This window comes from Nitrospira sp. KM1 (genome assembly GCF_011405515.1).
GTDB lineage: Bacteria > Nitrospirota > Nitrospiria > Nitrospirales > Nitrospiraceae > Nitrospira_C.
The window spans coordinates 526,189-543,648 of record NZ_AP022671.1; the positions used below are offsets into that span (position 1 = coordinate 526,189).

A 17,460-nucleotide genomic window follows, 5' to 3' on the forward strand; every position below is an offset into this window, starting at 1 on the left:
GGTACAATGCGATTGAAAAGCATGACTTGACTCCTAATACCCAAAAGTTCGATAGATACCCTTTAAGCTGGACACGCCGGTAACACTTGGTCGAACGTTAAAGTAGATACACCAGCTAAGTGATTGAGATATTTATCGCGCCCGTAGCTCAGTTGGATAGAGCATCAGCCTTCTAAGCTGAGGGTCGCTGGTTCGATTCCAGCCGGGCGCACCATTTCATAGTCGCTGACAGCTAAATTTTTTAAGTATCTGAAGGGTAAGGGTAGTTCTTCATTTCTTGAAGTTCGAAAGCCCTCATTCCGTTGATAGGACAATTTATTAGCAAAGACTAGTTTCTTCCGATAGAGGACCACCGCGATGACCGACCTTGATGAAGCTATCGGAGCGTTCATGCGTGACAATCCGTCCGTAACAAATCCGGCATTGATCCTTCATGGCATTCTGGAAGCACACCCAGATCTGAGAGAGGGAAACGAAATAGATCTGGATATTATTGGTCTATTTGTTCAATGCTGCGAACCGGAACCACCGCGATGAAACACTTTTGACCGTATCGAGAATGTTGCTTGGCGAGTACTGACTCAATCTCGCATTCGCTCTAGCTTCGCGGGCCCTGCGAGAACCCTGGCTACTAGCCATTACATTGAATGTCGCAAACGCAGTTAAGGTGATTCCCCCAATACCTCAGCTCAGTGATTAGTTTCTTGGGCATCAATGGCACTCAGAATCGTACAAGCCTGTCATCCATTTGCGTAGATATCATCTCACTCGTAAGGACATTGGCACGCACTACCCGAAACATGCCAAAGCGGCACAGCCCTGTGCCAAACGCCAGACGCATTAACAGGAACGTGGGCACTTCTCGCAATGATTTAATCAACCCGCTCACGCCAAACCGAACAAGTCCTGCTGGACGGACAAATCCCTGCCAGATGGAATCGAGCCATGAGGGTATGGTTTCGACAGTCCAATCTGCTGTGGTGACTTCACCCGCCACCAGTCCGGTTGACTCCAGTAATTCTGAAAACCCTTCAATGCTCGAAAACGCTGGATGAGACCACTGATCCAGCAGTTGCCGCATCACTGGCTTTTCCCAAAAATTGAGTGGAACCTGACGATCGTCCCGCTGATTCCAATCGGCAACGACCAGAATTCCACCCGGTTTCAGAACACGCAGTAGCTCCCGAGCGAATTGTGCCTTATCCGGCATGTGCGGTCCTGCCTCGACCGACCAGACCACATCAAAACTGGCATTGGGGAACGAAAGTGCCAGTGCATCATCGATCTGAAAGTGGGCATTCACCTCTGGGGAGGTCAGTGCTTGAGCACGTCTGACTTGCTGAGGGCTGAGCGTGATTCCTGTGACAGCAAAGCCATAATCTCGCGCGAGAATGCGACTGCTGCCGCCAATGCCACAGCCCACATCTAAAACCGTCGTACCGGAAGGAAGCTTGTCTAACCCACCCCAATGCACCATTTCATGCACAAAGTCTGACTTGGCTTTGAGAAAATCCTTTTTGCGTGGTGGAGAGCCATAGTGACCCAGATGGATATGTTCGCCCCAGTAGAACTCTAGAATGCCGTCATTGGTCCAATCATCATAGGAATTGGCGACAGAATCGGCAGACTGATATTTGCGGGGAAATAGCAAGTACAACATTAATCCAATCAGCAGTAACCCCAGGAGAAGGACGATCGCCCATATGAAAATGTTCATCATATCGAATGTCCAAATGAACGTGATCTCATTAACATGTACGGACAATACAAAGAAAAGTGACCGAGTAACCTGGGAAGCACCTCCACCACTTCCCCATTATTCATGTGCCAACAGAGGCGAAAAGTAGTGTAGATTAGCCTCGGAAGTGCTGCTAAGTCAAAGCGAAGGGTATTGGATTCTCAGGCGAATCCCTCATTTTTGGAGGTGTCGAGGATGCGAAGCAGATTCCTTATGAGACCGATCGGTTCGACCGGTGTGTTTCGGTCGGCAGCCTTAAGTATTGGTCAAACCCTGCGCAGAGTACCGGAATGAGCCAATGAACAAGGGAATGATCGAAACGGACGTAGCGATTGTCGGCGCGGGCGGCGGCGGTGCCGTCTTAGCCCTGGCACTGGCAAAGCAAAACATTCGCACAATGGTCGTAGATCAGGCAGGCAGTCCGTCTAAAAGTTTGCGTGGTGAGATTATCCAACCGAACGGGCAAGCAGTCCTTGACCGCTTGGGCGTCTTATCGTCTTTGCCGGCCGATGCCACGCTGTCCGTGCGGCATTTTCATTTTTGCCGGGCCGGTGGCAAGCGTCTTTGCAGCTTCGACTATGGCGACTTGCCGGCACCGTACAACCGTGCCGTTGTGACTCTCGCCAATGTGGCCCACCATGCGATCATCGCGGCCATACAGCAACAGAAGAGCGTGACACTTCACTACGGTACCTCTTTCACAGGACTCATACGTGAGGACGAACAGGTTGTTGGAATATCGGCGGAAGGACGGGATGGCCCGCTCACGATTCGTGCAAAGGTGGTCGTCGGTGCTGACGGGGCGTTTTCGAAAGTGCGTGAAGCGCTCAAGATCCCCGTCGATCTGCATCTCTATCCTGATGGATATCTGATTGCGGCACTGGAGTCGGACGATCAGATAGCGGAATCGTTCTACTACGTTGGGAACAAGACCATCTTGGGACTGTTTCCGGTGACGGGAAAGAAAGTGTACCTGTTATACATGATTCCCAAGGATTCGATAGAAGCCGTGAAGCAACGAGGGATCCCTACGCTCCAGCAGATCTGGAGCCGGATCGCCCCGCCGTTTACCCGGCTCTTTCGAAACCTGCATGATTGGAGTCAGGTCGCGTATCTGCCGACGGGTCGGGTGCGCACGCCGAGATGGGTGGCTAATGGAGCCGTCCTGATCGGTGATGCCGCCCATGCAATGAATCCCCACGCATCGCAGGGGCGCATGCAAGCGATGGTCGATGCCATCACGCTATCCGATCTCCTCCCCAGTTGTCTCGCCGACAAGGACTATTCGACTGCCAGATTGAGTGCATTTGAACGTGCCAGGCGGCCGCACGTAACCATGCTGCAAAACTTGGCCGATCAACAAGTGTTCTATTGGGATACGGGGAATCCGGTGGTGGCCTTCATGCGCGATCGTGTGTTCCAGACACTCGATCGAAACGCACGGCTGCGTTATCAGGTGCTCTCGACGACGGCGGGGTTGCGAACCGTGTCGCCGTTTAGCGGGATCGATCGGATTATTGCGGCGGGATTATTCCCCGACATCCGGTCGTACGAACGATCTCAATAGTCGATCAGAACCCGCGTAAACGGTATCGCTTTCCTCAGCTTCCTGCTCTTTCTAGCTGGGCAGTTCATTGCCCATCTGTTTTGTGTCAAGGGCCGTTGCGACGGCGCTTGGGAGCGCTCTATTGTCCTGCTTAACGCCGTTATCGGTCTCAGTTACTTCCGGATCAATGTAGCTCGTACCGCTGGAATGCGGGCACCCCTCGTTGTTTGACGCAGGATTGATGCGCGCGGTCGATTGCGTAAATTGGAAGATCAACAATTCAAGGGAGAAAAAAGTGCACGCAGTGATCGTTGTCAGCGTTCAACGACCGTCCACTCGGTGTAAGGGCAACATGAAGAGACAAAGGAGGTGCTACAGTGGCACGGGGATGGGCGCCCTGAAAACCTGCAACTGCTTTGGATGCACATACACAACTTCGTCTTCGTTGAGTCGTAGATCCCGGTACCGCTCCTTGGTCAACTCAACATCAATAATTTGATTGGTGTTGCTGGCAATGAGTTCAATGTGGACGCGAGCCCCAGCTGTGACTATGTACCGGACGGTAGCCTCCCACTCGTAACTGCTTGAACGGGTTCTCTTTAATGCCAACTCATGAGGTCGTACAAACGTCACCTCTTCGCCTTCAGTCAATTGCGGTGGAAAGTCCTGACCGCTGTCTTTCTGTTGCAGATCCAAGTGGCAATGAGGCACGCGGCAATGAAAAATGTTGACATCACCAAGGAAATGGCACACGAAAGGTGTTATCGGATGTTCGTACACTTCGTCAGGAGTGCCGACTTGTTCGATCCTTCCCTGATGCATCACCACCACCCGATCGGTGATCTCCAATGCCTCCTCCTGGTCATGTGTGACCAAGATGCTCGTCACCTGGAGTTCATCATGTAAGCGTCGAATCCAGCGGCGTAGTTCCTTTCGGACCTTGGCATCCAATGCCCCAAATGGTTCGTCGAGCAGTAGGAGCTTTGGCTCAACGGCCAACGCTCTGGCCAGTGCGACCCGTTGTCGTTGGCCACCCGATAGTTGAGCCGGGTACCGATTGGCCATATCTTGTAGCTGCACGAGCGCTAACAGCTCCTGCACCTTGCTTTGTATCTGTTGTGAAGGCGGGCGCTCAGCTCGAGGAAGTACCGTAAGGCCGAACGCCACATTGTCGGCCACGCTCAGATGCCGAAACAACGCATAGTGCTGAAACACAAACCCTACGCGGCGCTTGGATATGTGCTGATTCGTGACCTCGACTCCGTTTACGCTAATTCTCCCTGTATCCGGATGGTCTAGCCCGGCTAGAATTCGCAGGAGCGTCGTCTTGCCGCAGCCCGACGGCCCCAGAAGCGCTATCAGTTCACCAGGCCACACCTCCAGATTGACATCGTTCAACACCTCAATATCGTCAAACCGTTTAGATACATGCTCGATTACGATGCTCATTGTTCGCTCCCAATTGGCATCAGGGCTGGGAGACACACGCTGTGAAGGTTTTGCCCAGCGTCTAACCCTGTCATCGCAGCTCAGGCTCTGCCTTCTTCGCCACACGGGAATCCGCGGGATCGAATCCCAACTTTGCCAATTGAGGTTGAATTTCACCCGAGAGGAGAAAATCTGTCAGCTCTCTAGCGGCCGAGTGATTCTTGGCAGTCCATACGGCCGCAATGCCATAGCGGATCGGCCGATGAGACCCTGCTGGGGCGGTGTCAAGAACTCGTATTTGGTTACTCGAAGCGGCATCAGTCCGATACACCACTCCAATCTCCGCCTCTCCTGCAGCCACCAGATCCAGGACCGCTCGCGAATGCTGTCCATAGACCAACTGGGATTTAAAGGTCGGCGCCAACTTGCTGTTCTTCAGAAACTCGACAGCGACCTTTCCTACGGAAGACGTCTTGGGATCGCCGATGGCCAGACGTCTCACGGGTGCCTCACGCAATTCGTTTAAGGATGACACCGGCGTCGGTGTTGAAGAGCCGGTGATCAAGACCAACGACGTACTTGCGAACACTTGTTTCGTGCCATTGAGGACCAACCCCTTCTTCTCCAGATCCTCAATTTCTTCAAAGAGAGATGGCAAATACACATCGATAGGTGCCCCTTCTTCGATTTGCCTTCGCAAGGTTTGTGAAGGGCCATAGATCACCCGCACCTGGACCTCTGGATGCTGGGATTCGAAGACTGGCAGGGCTTTCCGCAACGCATCCTTCAAGCTATTGGCGGCGGCGACTGTAAGTATCTCGGGTTGAGCATGAGCTCCCTCAAGCGATCCGTTCACGACGGAGATCAACGCGACGGCGAGCACGATCCGACCGAGAAAAGATGCATGTGTCATGTCGTGTCTCCTTTGATAGCGAAAGGTGAGTAGTGCCATGTGCGTTTCGATGCAAAAGTCGGGCGCACGGGTGGTTTTGTCCACATCACGAAGATCGAGATATAGGATAATCGGCGTGAGTTTCCCTAAAGACTAAAGAAGATGATGCTCTTTGAAGCCATCGAAAGGCGTGTCGATATGTGCTAGCCGTCACATGAATGATTCAAACATCAGGAGCATTGTGTTGGAGGATCAACATCGGAGGAGCAATGAGTGCTGAAGGTCAGTCACCGGCTTTCTAAGAGTATGCAGAAATTTTCACGATGTTGAGGGCATAGGTTCTGCATGTCATACTTTGTCATCCGTACTGTCTTAAGTCTGAATTCACCGACCTATGACTCGCTCATCCTTATATCCTTTCTCCCTTTTCCCCGGCACACGAATGACGCTGACGTGTTGTCATTGCCAGTCGTAGATTGTCTTCATTTCCAAATTGCGACTTATAATCGGCGCTGTGGTCATGCGTCCATTTGCTTTAGATAAATGCAACTATGTTGTAACAGCGGAATTATGAGTCTGTAACACCTTGGCGTGTACACGACCAGCATTACACGTGAAGAAGCAGGTATGAGCCGACAGAATTCATGGGACGGGAATCGGCGTATCGACACACTCTGTTTTTCAAACGGCGCTGTTAGGAGATCACCAGGCGCAACTGAATTGGAGCGGAAATTTCATGCCCGAATTGCACGCGGGGGCGGGGGACTTGTCGCTGGAAGCAAAGAATCTCATGTGTAGCTCCCGACCTGTGCTCGTGATTTAACGGATTGCTCGGTACATCAAGCCCAAGCACTGGCCCTTCGCGGCTCCTGGACACGATCTGTGGGGTGTGTGGGCGACGAACGGTTGCGGATCAAGTGGGACCAGGAGCGGCTCACATCTCAGTGATGCGGAATGGGCAAACGATTCATTGGGAGGGATTGTTCATGATTCGTCCGGTCGTAACAGGCATGCGCTACAACATACGTCGAACCCCCGGTTCCTTGTCCTGAGTGCCTTATTAGTCTGGACTGCGTATGACTGATGCCGGCAGCCGCTGGCCAATACTACAAAGATAAATTTGAAGAGGGAAAGGCTGTAACCAATGGCTAGGACTATTACCTATAACAACTTTACAGTGAAGTCGGTTCCGCACCAACTATATAACGACGAATGGCGACCCAAGCTTATACTGATCTGGACACAGAACGGGTCTAGGACTGTTCGACATCTAGCCCCCTTTGGGACTTGTGCCACGGAGAAAGAGGCGGACATACGCGGGATCAGCTATGGCCAGCGCGTCATTGACGGGAAGGTACCTGGAGTGACGGTGAAATGAGAACTCGTCGGAGGTAAAGAGCAGAAGGACAAACCCTTTCGTCCCTGACTGCTGGATTGGTACTCTGTGGAATGCTCATTCTCTTATTCATTTTCGCAGGAATTTGGAGTTCATTGGTTCATGGTGGTTACGCAAGAACGTTCCTTAAACCCGTTTCAGAAGAATGCCATACTGTCCAGGAATGCAACGCCGCAACGAAATAGCAAATCGCAGACTTAAGCGTATTCCTCCGTGACGTCGTCATTGGCCAGCAAGTTTCCCAATCAGATCAGATCAATCGGCCTGGCCGTTCTTCGACATTAGCCGGAAGCCACACCCGCCGACAGGCTCGCCATTGGTGGGGAGCGCCACACGGCTGGATTGTTTGAAGATCATGATCGTCACTCTGGGCGATCGATCGCCGGCATAGGGTGGGGAGTGTTTATGAAAAGGAATTACACCAATGGTCGCCGACGGTGTAAAACGCCATGTTGGGAGAGCAGCAGTTCGCCTGCCAGAAGTGCTGATGGTCGGTCACTCCTCGGTAGGTCGAGGGCGATAAATTTGAGCATTACAAGTGGTATGGGTTCTGCATAAAGCTGCTGTAGAACTTAATTCAGTCTGAGGATTGTTATTCGTATGACACTCATTCTGCCAGATTTGCCGCTTCGCCCTCGTCAATATCGGATGAGCCTTTCCGCAGTACGCGCACTCACCTGTTGTCAGTGAGCACCGGCACAACGGCTCTCTGACCTTTAAGAACGCAACTCCGTTGTAACCGAACGACAATCAGATGTAGCCCACCGTCGTTACACTGTCCGCATCACGACTAGGGAGGCGAGCATGGAACATCAAAAAACCTGGGACGGACAATCTGCACATCGGCATACGTTATTTCAGGCTGCTCCCTTGGGAGACCAACAGACTCACCTGCGATTGGAACGGGAATTTCATGTCAGGATGCCGGGCGGATGGAGTGAGCTGTCACCGGCAGGCAAGGAGTCCCGTCATGCGTAGATCCCGACCCGTGCTCTTGATCGAACGGGCTGCTCAGTACATTAAACCGGCTCATTGGCCCTTTCGTGGCTCCTGGACGAGGTCTGTTCGGCGCGGGCGCCGAACTGTTGAGCAGATCAAGTGGACGAGAAGGGGTGCACGGGTTTCATTGGTCCAGCGCGGACAGGTTCTTCCTTCGAAGAATTATTCGCGGCACGGCAAGTAGCATCCGTCAAGAAACGAGAATCGAACCCGCCGCTCGTCGCCCTGAATGTCCTGATTCTGTGTGCGGTCCTTTGGCCTCTGCACCCGGCCAGGTCAAGCAACACAGTCCCAGCAGTCTCCGATTTGCACGTAGAGGCGACTCTTGAGCGTGGAGCAGTCAATGCGCATTAGGATTTCGATGCCATGACATTACCTTCTTGCTTGAGCAATCATGGAATCTGCAGCGAAAGCCGATCATACAGCACGAAAATACTATGCCCAAGAAGCCTTCATCCTCTTGCAGCGGTCTGTCAGCCACGGAGACTTCGGTTTAGGGAAAGTCGAATCGGTGCTGGCCTTAATTCAAAGCCTGCTATCTGATAAGGCAATTTGAGGAGGTTTCAGATCATGAATGAACAAGAGCTGCATCCCATCTCAATTCTACTGATTGATAGCAACGATGAGGAACGGCACTATCACGCCGAATGCCTGAAGACCTATTCTTCTAGCTATCGCATTTATGAGGCGGCGACCGGCCAGCGAGGTTTGGAGCAGTTCAAAAGCTCTCCACAGACCGATTGCGTGGTGGTGGAACTCGACCTCCCTGATATGTCGGGGTACAAGGTACTGCTCGACCTTGTTCCTATTGCCTCCTCCCCAACCGTCCCGGTGATTATCCTCACCAGACTGACGAACCCGTTGTTGCTGGAACTCGCAATGAGAACAGGTGCGCAGGCCGCGTTTCGCAAAGTCTCAACGTCCGGGGAAGTCATAGGTCTAACGATACGAACCGCGGTGGCGACCGTACCAAGACCCGTCAGGACACCCCTCGCAGACCTGGGTCGGCGCATTTATCGTCCTCTTCAACGGCCCGTCCATGTACTGGATTGAGACGACCCCGCGTCGACGCCATAGCTGACGTCGAGAGAGACGGTCCTTAACTTGCATTGTGGATGCGCAGTGGATTCACTGCGTAAGAAAGGAGCGTGCACATGTCATTACGACTACGCATGATCACCGTTCCTCCAATTATCATTGATGCAGATGGTCAACCATCTGAGGAGACCGATTGGTGGAAAAACGGATTGTCATCGGACGGTGCCAGAGATTCTGATAGGAGTCTGGTGAATCCTTCGGCAAGCAATCAGCCGATCCCAGGTCAGAGTGACGTCGTCAGCGCTTCAAGGTGTTCCATCAACATAGGCGTGCAGGCGATCGTGACACTACTAAATGGAGCTAGCGAAGTGATCTCCATGTAAGAACAAGGACAACGGGCTGCCACCTGTTTGTCCTTATCTCCCTTTCGTCTGAGTACCCAATCCTAGTCCACATTTCTTTCGACTAAACCACACCCGCCTCGTAAAAGCTCGGGCCACCATTCCTCGGGAAAACTGGAGGAGATGTTCAGGTGTGCAACGACAACGTCCCAGCGGTACGCACATCATTCAATGAAAGTCTCTCGAGTCTGTTTAGCACAAATTTATCACAGCCATAGTTGGGAGGAGCTTCCCAGCATTGTGAGAAAGATGGTAAGTGATTGATATTCTAGTGGTGAGACGCCAGAAAACATCGCTTCCAGCTCCTTCCCAACCACCCCTAAAACCTTTGTCAGAGCATCAAGTAGGGTGCATGCCTTTATGCAAGCGGAGGCGACAAATTCGCATGTGCAACTTATCGGCATGCTACATTTGTGACCGTAAGAAATTCTAGATGTCTTAGGGTAGGGGGGGTCGCCATTTGCATGTAATCGGCAATGTCACGGTGCAACTCTTGAACTTGATTGGCGTGTTGTTGCCCAAGACTCCCGGTCTTGGCTACGGCCTTGGAAACCTGTAGCATGACCCTCAAGACATTGTTCCAATTTTTCAGCGTTTGGAAGAGGGAGTTGGAACTTTCTCCTTCCGGCGCACCAGTTGAAATAGGCGATTCATGCGCAAGTTGTTCCGTCCCATTCCGCTTGCAGTGCTCTCGCTGACCTTTCTACTCCTGTACGCACTCGCCGGATTTTTCCTCCTTCCATACATCATTCAGGCCTATGTATTTCCGAAGGTGTCCGAGCAATTGCAGCGTCCCGTGTTCGCAAGAGAGGTGGCGGTCAATCCTTTCGAGCTCTCACTTCGATTGACCGGATTTCAAATCCAGGAGCAGGATGCCTCCCCCTTGCTCGGCTTTGAAGAATTTTTCGTCAATTTTCAGGCCGTTTCGCTCGTGCGCCGCGCGTATGTGTTCGACACAATCCGTTTTACTGTTCCCTTCGTATCGGTCAAGATCGCCAAAGATGGACGCGTCAACATCGCTCATATCGTCCCGCCGGCGTCTGAACCGGCTCCGGCTCAACAGGAGCCTAAACCGGCCTCGGAAATACCGGCCGTCCAGATCGGCCGATTCGAAATCGAACAGGGAGTCGTGGAGTTTCTCGACGAAACAAAGAAGAGACCATTTTCCCTCGACATCGTTCCCATTAATATTGTTCTGAACGATTTTCACACCAAACCCGGAGGCGAAAATACGTATGCGTTCACCGCGGAACTGGGCAAGGACAAGACGCTGAGCTGGGAGGGCCGAGCCTCTCTCGAGCCGCTCGAGTCTGAAGGCAAACTGTCGTTCAGAGGGTTGCAACTTCCCGTACTGTGGAAATACGTCCAAGACACCTTCAGATTCGCCCTCACAAGCGGGACGTTCGAGGTGGACGGACGATATCGGTTCGATGCCGGCACCTCGCCACCGGAGATCGTCGCAACCGAGGGTTCCATACGAGTCGCGAACTTGTCGATCCAAGAACTCGAAGGTGTTGAACCGGTCATTTCGATTCCCTCTATTGCCGTGGATGGAATTCACCTCGATGTCCGGCAGCGCACGGTGGATATCCCGTCCGTTAAAATTTCCGATGCAGTATGGTTAGCCTGGCTCAACGCTGATAAGACCGTCAATTATCAGTCCCTATTCGCGCCAGTGCCTTCGGAACCTTCACCGACAGCGTTGGAACCGCCGTCCGTTACGACATCCGAACCTCCTGCACGGCCATGGACAGTCACCTTGCATGATGCAAGCCTCGAGAATCATACGGTCCGGTTCGAAGACCGGTCTTTGCCGACGGTCATGCATACAGAGATCACCAATCTCTCAGTACATACGCATGACGTGACAATTCCTCTTTCATCGCCAGTTCCTTTGTCGGTCGACATGACCGTCAATCAATCAGGAAAATTGAAACTGACAGGAGAAGTGGCAGTCAACCCGGTCCAAGCCAGCTTCGCCTTGAGCCTGAAACAGATTGCTCTGAAACCGTTCGAGCCCTACATCGAGCCGTTCGCACGCATCGTCGTGGAATCCGGAGAACTGAACATGGACGGGAAGGTCCGCTTCGCCCAGCAGCATGCCAATGCGCCGATGTTGACCTATGCAGGCAATCTCGGTCTACGCGGACTGGCCATTGCGGAACGCGAAGATGGCACGCCGTTATTATCGTGGAAACAGCTGCAGTTCAAGCAAATCGACCTCGCCGTAGCCCCGACGGAGATCACCGTGGAGGAAATCGGCCTTGATCAGCCTGTCGTGCGCCTTGCCGTTCTGCCGGACGGACAATTGAATGTGAGCCGCATACAATCCAGGTCACCGGAAAAGGCTGCGGCCTCTCAAAAAGAGAAAATCCCACCCCCGGCACAGCACCCGCCGTCAACAACGGTTGGGATTAAGACCGTAAAACTGCTGAAAGGTCAGGTACTCTTTCAGGACGAATCACTTCAGCCCACGGCGCGGATCGGAATTTATGACCTGACAGGAACCGTCAAAGGTCTTTCATCCAAGCAAGTCGCCAAAGCAGACGTCAACATATCTGGCCGCGTCGACAAGGTTGCACCCTTGAAGATTGCGGGGACCATCAATCCGCTTTCCGAAGAGACCGCCACTGATCTGACCGTCAAATTCGACAATGTAGACCTGACGGCAGCCACGTCCTACAGCGGGAAATATGCGGGCTATCCGATCAAAAAAGGCAAACTCTTCCTGAACCTTGCTTACAAAGTATCCCAAAAGCACCTTGAGGCGGAGAATGCCGTCACGATCGACCAATTGACATTCGGCGACAAGACGGACAGTCCGGACGCGACCTCTCTTCCCGTGCCGTTTGCCGTGGCTCTGCTGAAAGACCGGAAGGGGAAGATAGAGATCGACCTTCCCATACGGGGAGACCTGAATGATCCCGATTTCAAATACGGCAAGGTGTTGCTGTCCACGCTTGTCAATCTTATGGCCAAACTCGTAGCTTCCCCCTTTGCGTTGGCCGGCAAACTCATTCCTGGAGGTGAAGACGGTGAGGAGTTACAATTTTTTGAATTCTCGCCAGGATCGGCCATCAGTCCAGACCAAGAATTGAAAAAGACCGAGGCGATCACCAAAGCCCTGCTCGAACGGCCCGGCCTGCGCTTGGAAATTACCGGTGCGGTGGATCCGACTCGCGACCACCAGGCGCTTGGAATGTTGAGGCTTGCCGCTCAGGTGCAGACCTTGTGGAACAAGGAACGCGGCAAGTCGCCGAGCAATGCTCAACCCGTCCCTGTGGAGGAAGAACAGCACCTGGTAAAAAATCTGTATGATCAACTGCCTGGAGTATCTCGAGACAGGCAGGCACCGACACCGTCCAACCAGGCGATCCCACCACCCAGCCTCGCGGAGATGAAACGGGCGTTGGTCGCTTCGATGCCACCGGATGAAGAAGCGCTTCGCGCCCTGGCCCAGCAGCGTGCTGAGGAGATCCGAACCCAGCTGACGGGAGAAGGGAAGCTACCGGAAGAACGCGTCTATATGACCGAAGTGGATATCAACGCAACAGGTCACGATCAAATTCGAAGCCGCCTTGCGATCACCGCGGCCCCCTGACCACCGCATCATCGCACGTGGTACCGCATTCTCGTTCCATGGAGCAAGGATAGTTCGATTTCTGAAGCCTCCAGTTCTGCAGGAAACAATGCTCCGGATATTTTACAAGCATTGATGCTGGCGCCTTCCATTTTGGCATGGCTCAAATCGACGCCACGGAGGTCGGTTTGCCTAAAATAGCAGTCTCTGAGGTCTAGCCCATCTGTCTTCCACCCTCGAAGATCGAGGCCTCTCAGATCGCAGCCTCGCAAATCGCAACTCTCACCCGATGCCCGCTTGGCATTGAATTCGGTGATGCATCCCTCCCGCAGCAGCACATACATCGGATCTTTTGGGATTCGCAGGATAGATCGTGTGGAGTTTGGCTCGTCCATGGACTCCCCGGTTGAATATTCGCCTATCGTTATCGGCAGGCTGCGGTAAGACCTTGAGTACAGTCACCTCTTGAAGTCTCCCCACACGGCACAGTATCGTACTCCCAGGATCAGCCTGTAGGAGCAGATCAAGATCGTTCATTAGCTAGAAGGAGGATGCCATGGCATTGCGATTGGGAGACGAAGCTCCGAATTTCACGGCGGAGACAACTGAAGGTACCGTAAACTTCCATGAATGGCTGGGAAACGGTTGGGGAATCTTGTTTTCTCATCCCAAAGACTATACCCCCGTTTGCACGACAGAGCTCGGCACTGTTGCCAAGATTACGCCTGAATTCAAAAAACGGGGAGTGAAGGTTATTGCCGTGAGCGTTGATCCGCTCGATTCTCATAAAGGATGGATCAATGACATTAATGAAACACAAAAGACGACGATGAATTATCCGATCATCGCCGACCCGGATAAGAAAGTGTCCACATTGTATGACATGATTCATCCAAACGCGTTGGATAACATGACCGTCCGATCCGTGTTCGTGATCGGACCGGATAAGAAGATAAAGCTTACGTTAACGTATCCCGCCTCATGTGGCCGCAACTTTGACGAATTGCTTCGGGTTGTAGATTCCCTGCAACTGACATCGAAATACAAAGTAGCGACGCCGGCAAACTGGAAGGACGGAGAGGATTGCATTATCACGCCGGCAGTGAACAATGACGAGGCGAAAACGCTGTTTCCGAAAGGATTCAAGACCGTTAAGCCTTACCTGCGGTATACACCCCAGCCCAACAAGTAATTATCGGGCAGGTCATAGACCATCTGAGGGGCGGAAGAGACGGCTTGCATCTTCTGCCCTGAAAGATGTTCTCCTTAAACCAACAACAACCCTTCTGACCGGAGCCTCCTCCACAAGGACCTCCCGGCAAACGCTTGAAACTCGCGCTGGGTTCCCGGAAATGATGACCCGACATCTTGCAATCTGGGGTAACGTGATTTTTTTCCTCTGCGCGGTGTCGAGCAATCGATCAATTCTTTGATCCATTCCCTGTGCGGTGCCGACAACTTGGCTCCCGCGATGATCTTGGCGGCGTGCAGGTTCGCACCGCCGATCCACACGATTCTGCGCTCAGCAGTCACATCGTCAATTATGCGACGATGGCGCAAGATCGTTTGGGTCCACCTCGATGAGACACGCGGTCGAGGGACGGCATGGTCGAACCAGCTGCGTACATCCATGCTGAGCCCACGTCTTTCCAGAAAGTTGAGCATCGACCGGCGCAGACCTTCGCCCACCCAGGGCGGACAGTGGCTGGTCAGATCCTCATGAGTCAAATCGTTCTCTGCAAACCCTTTGAAGTCCGGTCCCACAATTCGGAGGCCATGAGATTTGGCGTCCAGTCCGATGGGGCTATGGGCGGTCGCCGTGAAGCGATGCCAGAAGGCTGATTGCATGACTCCTGCAGAAAATAATTGACGCACACGTTCCAGAGAATCGACGGTCTCCTGCAATGTTTCAGAGGGAAAGCCATACATCAGATACGCGTGAACCATAACTCCCGCTTCACGGAAGGCCGATGCGACAAGGGCGGTCTGATCCACTGAAATTCCTTTTTTCATCTTCTCGAGCAACCGGTCCGATGCGGCTTCAAGGCCGGCCGTTACGGCAATGCACCCGGCCGCGGCAAGCAACCGGCACAGATCCGGCGAGAATGTTTGTTCGAACCTGATGTTTCCCCACCAACGAACCTTTATGCGCCGTTCCAGCAATCCTATTGCCATGGCCTTGAGCGCCGCCGGAGGGGCGGCTTCATCCACGAAGTGAAAGCCCCGATGGCCAGTTTCTGCGATCAGTGTTTGAACCTGGTTGATGAGCGCTTCAGTAGGAGCCGGCTCATATCGCCCAATGTAATCCAAGCCTACATCGCAAAACGTGCATTGCTTCCAATAACACCCGTGAGCAACGGTGAGCTTGTTCCAATGACCTTCGGACCAAAGCCGGTGCATGGGATTTGTACTGTCCAAAATCGACATGTATCGATCAAGGGTCAAGCCCCTGTAGGTCGGCGTCCCAGTGTCACCCAGCGCAAAGTTGAGGGAGGCTGGATCATTCACAAACCGCACCTTCCCGCGGCTTCGGTAGAACGTCCGGCACAACATATCTCGAGTCCGTCGTCCGGACAGATATTCAATGAGCGACAGAAGCGGCCGTTCTCCGCCGTCTAAGGTGACATAGTCTATATAGTTAAAAATTCTCGGATCACTGATCCGTCGCAATTCCGTATTGACATATCCCCCGCCCAGCACAATAGGAATGTCGGGGCACCGCTGCTTGATGGCCTGTGCGACGCGAAACGCGCCGTATACATTGCCGGGAAACGGAACCGATAGTCCTATCAACGTAGGCCGCACCCGGTCGATGTAGGCCCAGAGCGATTCCAGCATGAAGACATCGGTCAGCGCAGGCGTCTCGCCGAGAGCGGAGAGGAGTGAGTCGAACGATGACGCTGATCGTGCCAGATGTTCGGCGTATCGGCTGAGGCCGAAATGAGGAGCAACGGTGGCTTGAATGAGATCCGTGAGATCTTCGATGAACAAGGTGGCCCAGCGCATGGCACGATCAATCAGAGGTGCAGAGCGGGATAAATCTCTTTGACTTCTAAATCGAGGCCCGTGCGGCAGAACACCCCTCTTCAGCAAGGTCGCCCCTGAGTCCGGATCGGGCTTTTGCAAAAATGTCACTGCCTGGTCGATGTTGGCAATGTAGCGGTCGCGGGCCTTCATCATCACCCCGGCCTCAAACGGCAATTCGATACGGCGTTTGTCCAACTCGCCGAACACGGCCTGCAATCCCTCGCGGCTGAACAACCGAAGCACCATGTCGAGACCAAGGTCTCTTTGTTCACACGCTATGCCTTGAGCCTGAAGAAATCCCGTGAGATAGGCTGTGGAGGGATAGGGGGTGTTGAGCTGTGTCAGCGGAGGAATGATCAGCAGTACTTTGGGAAGGTTCATCTCCCGGACATAACACAATGACGGACGTCGTGGCTACTCAACGCAGCGTGCGTTACGCCCCCGGAGAACCCGCACGCTTTACTTTTGGATGTCCAACACGCTGCCGAGCATTTGGCCGGCAGTCCGAAGCGTCTGAAGATTGGCTTCAAAAGCACGCTGCGCCATAATCAGGTTTACGCTCTCCTCACCCACGTCCACATTGGACAACGTCACCGGAACAGGGCCATGATCAGAGTTTTTCAGAACAGCTGGCCCTTCCACATTGTCCTTCTCCACAACAGGGAGAACGCCTCCGGTCTCAATCTCGACAAATTCAGTCTTGGATTTTTTGAATCCATCTGTATTGACGTTGGCCAGGTTGTGAGCGGTTACTTCGACGGACTTTGAAAAGGCAGAGAGACCGGAGAGGGCCGTATGGATAGCGGGAAGCATGCATCACCTCCGATTATGTTGAACCGGCATCGTGAACGTCATGTCGTGCATCCCTGCTCTGACCCAGAAAATCTTCTCCCAGGTGCCTCGTCCTTAGTGAGGCGACAACTTGAATGCGTGGACCGTACCAGACAATCGATCGCATAATCGCGGCGCAACGGGCAATAATGGTTAGCTATCTTCGTCAATGGCTCTTTGGCCTGATCATCGTGTCAATAATTTGACCAAGACATGCGGACAAATATTGTCATGGTTCTACTGCTGTCTGTGTGAGACGTAAGTCAAGTCAGAGCCGTTTGACACCGATACTATACGCACGTGAGCAATGAGGTCGTTGGCCATACTGATGAGACAGATTGATGATCGTTTTTGCTTATTGCTCTCGCGATAACCGTCCAGGCGTGCATTCGCAGTCAGACGATTGCGGACTTCATGCCGTACGGTTCGCTACATTGGATTTGTCCCGGCTCCGCAAGCGACAGTCAGCGTGTTGGGATTCGCGCATCTAACGCCATCCCTCTTTCAATATGAAAATCCCACTTTCACCATCCGGCATGCTTCCGGTCCCTTCAGAAACTTCCCCAGCTTCTTCATGGTCTCCG

At 53.0% G+C, this 17,460-nt stretch carries 15 protein-coding genes and 1 tRNA gene; 10 read left to right on the forward strand and 6 right to left on the reverse strand.

The window, feature by feature from the left end; translation table 11 throughout:
- Positions 1-137 precede the first annotated feature (137 nt).
- Both W02_RS02435 and W02_RS02440 read left to right on the forward strand, forming a co-directional pair.
- A tRNA-Arg gene (locus tag W02_RS02435) sits at positions 138-214 on the forward strand.
- Between the two features lie 143 nt (positions 215-357).
- A complete protein-coding gene (locus W02_RS02440; RefSeq protein WP_173044464.1) occupies positions 358-537 on the forward strand; it encodes a hypothetical protein in 180 nt (59 codons plus the stop codon).
- Between the two features lie 184 nt (positions 538-721).
- Here W02_RS02440 and W02_RS02445 read toward each other — a convergent pair whose 3' ends face one another.
- Positions 722-1,717 carry a methyltransferase domain-containing protein gene (locus W02_RS02445; RefSeq protein WP_370467970.1) on the reverse strand — a complete coding sequence of 332 codons (996 nt, stop codon included), beginning with the start codon at positions 1,715-1,717 and terminating at the stop codon, positions 722-724.
- A gap of 319 nt (positions 1,718-2,036) precedes the next feature.
- Here W02_RS02445 and W02_RS02450 point away from each other — a divergent pair, with 319 nt between their 5' ends.
- Complete coding sequence (locus W02_RS02450) at positions 2,037-3,305, forward strand: NAD(P)/FAD-dependent oxidoreductase (protein WP_173044467.1); 1,269 nt, start codon at positions 2,037-2,039, stop codon at positions 3,303-3,305.
- 351 nt (positions 3,306-3,656) lie between these two features.
- On the opposite strand, the gene W02_RS02455 is transcribed toward W02_RS02450, so the two are convergent.
- Positions 3,657-4,733 carry a sulfate/molybdate ABC transporter ATP-binding protein gene (locus W02_RS02455; RefSeq protein WP_173044469.1) on the reverse strand — a complete coding sequence of 359 codons (1,077 nt, stop codon included), beginning with the start codon at positions 4,731-4,733 and terminating at the stop codon, positions 3,657-3,659.
- A 70-nt stretch (positions 4,734-4,803) separates the two neighbouring features.
- Positions 4,804-5,625, reverse strand: coding sequence for a molybdate ABC transporter substrate-binding protein (gene modA / locus W02_RS02460; protein ID WP_173044471.1), 822 nt, complete (start codon positions 5,623-5,625; stop codon positions 4,804-4,806).
- Between the two features lie 1,123 nt (positions 5,626-6,748).
- Here modA and W02_RS21950 point away from each other — a divergent pair.
- The 6 genes from W02_RS21950 to W02_RS02485 all read left to right on the forward strand — a co-directional run bounded on the left by W02_RS21950 (position 6,749) and on the right by W02_RS02485 (position 13,039).
- Positions 6,749-6,982 (forward strand): CV_2116 domain-containing protein, encoded by a 234-nt coding sequence (locus W02_RS21950; RefSeq protein WP_370467954.1) that lies wholly within the window; start codon positions 6,749-6,751, stop codon positions 6,980-6,982.
- 822 nt (positions 6,983-7,804) lie between these two features.
- A complete protein-coding gene (locus tag W02_RS02465; RefSeq protein WP_173044473.1) occupies positions 7,805-7,978 on the forward strand; it encodes a hypothetical protein in 174 nt (57 codons plus the stop codon).
- Between the two features lie 415 nt (positions 7,979-8,393).
- Entirely contained in the window at positions 8,394-8,555 is a 162-nt protein-coding gene (locus tag W02_RS02470) for a hypothetical protein (RefSeq protein ID WP_173044475.1), read from the forward strand.
- Positions 8,556-8,569: 14 nt separating this feature from the next.
- A complete protein-coding gene (locus tag W02_RS02475; protein ID WP_173044477.1) occupies positions 8,570-9,052 on the forward strand; it encodes a response regulator in 483 nt (160 codons plus the stop codon).
- Between the two features lie 101 nt (positions 9,053-9,153).
- Complete coding sequence (locus W02_RS02480) at positions 9,154-9,420, forward strand: hypothetical protein (protein ID WP_173044479.1); 267 nt, start codon at positions 9,154-9,156, stop codon at positions 9,418-9,420.
- 670 nt (positions 9,421-10,090) lie between these two features.
- Positions 10,091-13,039, forward strand: a complete 2,949-nt coding sequence (locus W02_RS02485; RefSeq protein ID WP_173044481.1) for a DUF748 domain-containing protein — start codon at positions 10,091-10,093, stop codon at positions 13,037-13,039.
- A gap of 8 nt (positions 13,040-13,047) precedes the next feature.
- On the opposite strand, the gene W02_RS02490 is transcribed toward W02_RS02485, so the two are convergent.
- Positions 13,048-13,413 carry a pentapeptide repeat-containing protein gene (locus W02_RS02490; RefSeq protein ID WP_197742118.1) on the reverse strand — a complete coding sequence of 122 codons (366 nt, stop codon included), beginning with the start codon at positions 13,411-13,413 and terminating at the stop codon, positions 13,048-13,050.
- 161 nt (positions 13,414-13,574) lie between these two features.
- Here W02_RS02490 and W02_RS02495 point away from each other — a divergent pair, with 161 nt between their 5' ends.
- Positions 13,575-14,210, forward strand: coding sequence for a peroxiredoxin (locus W02_RS02495; RefSeq protein WP_173044483.1), 636 nt, complete (start codon positions 13,575-13,577; stop codon positions 14,208-14,210).
- A 74-nt stretch (positions 14,211-14,284) separates the two neighbouring features.
- On the opposite strand, the gene W02_RS02500 is transcribed toward W02_RS02495, so the two are convergent.
- Together W02_RS02500 and W02_RS02505 are read right to left on the reverse strand one after the other, a co-directional pair.
- Complete coding sequence (locus tag W02_RS02500) at positions 14,285-16,426, reverse strand: radical SAM protein (protein ID WP_173044485.1); 2,142 nt, start codon at positions 16,424-16,426, stop codon at positions 14,285-14,287.
- A 78-nt stretch (positions 16,427-16,504) separates the two neighbouring features.
- Entirely contained in the window at positions 16,505-16,858 is a 354-nt protein-coding gene (locus W02_RS02505) for a flagellar basal body rod protein FlgC (RefSeq protein WP_173051333.1), read from the reverse strand.
- Positions 16,859-17,460: the final 602 nt, after the last annotated feature.